We start from the raw sequence: 506 nt of genomic DNA on the forward strand, positions 1-506 counted from the left end.
AACTTTCGGCGACGTATTAATCCCATTGACCAAATCAACAGCACGCCGTAAATCCCCCTCAACCTGTTGCAAAGCTATCGCCACCCGCCGTTGGAAAACCGGCTCCATCTTCGCAAGCTTCAACAACTGCGCCTGATTATCTGCCAATGCCGTCCCACGCAAAACCGAACGCAATTCCGGCTGTAAATGCTGGGAAATTTTCGTTAAATAATGCACTGCACGTTTCGATAAACCAATGCGATCTGCCACATGTTCAGCAAAAGGGTAATGTTTACCCAATTGCTCTTCATCATGCAATTGTGCAATGTTTGCACTATTGCTCATTTTAGCAATAGGGTCAACTTGACCCAATTGCTCTTTTTTGGCTTTATATTGATTACTACCATCCCCACCACGTTTAATTTCCCCATACTTCTTTTCCCACAATTCGCGGTAGGTCTGCACAAAAAGCGCACGGTCAATCACCGACAATTCATTGCGGAAAAGGTTTTCTGCAACCTCTAAAA

General features: G+C 44.9%; 1 pseudogene. It reads right to left on the reverse strand.

Annotated features, from left to right (window positions below):
- Nucleotides 1-506 (reverse strand): annotated as a pseudogene (locus tag BN338_RS12205) (ParB/RepB/Spo0J family partition protein); the annotation flags it as partial.

It is taken from the genome of Bartonella queenslandensis AUST/NH15 (assembly GCF_000312585.1).
In the GTDB taxonomy this organism is placed as follows: domain Bacteria; phylum Pseudomonadota; class Alphaproteobacteria; order Rhizobiales; family Rhizobiaceae; genus Bartonella; species Bartonella queenslandensis_A.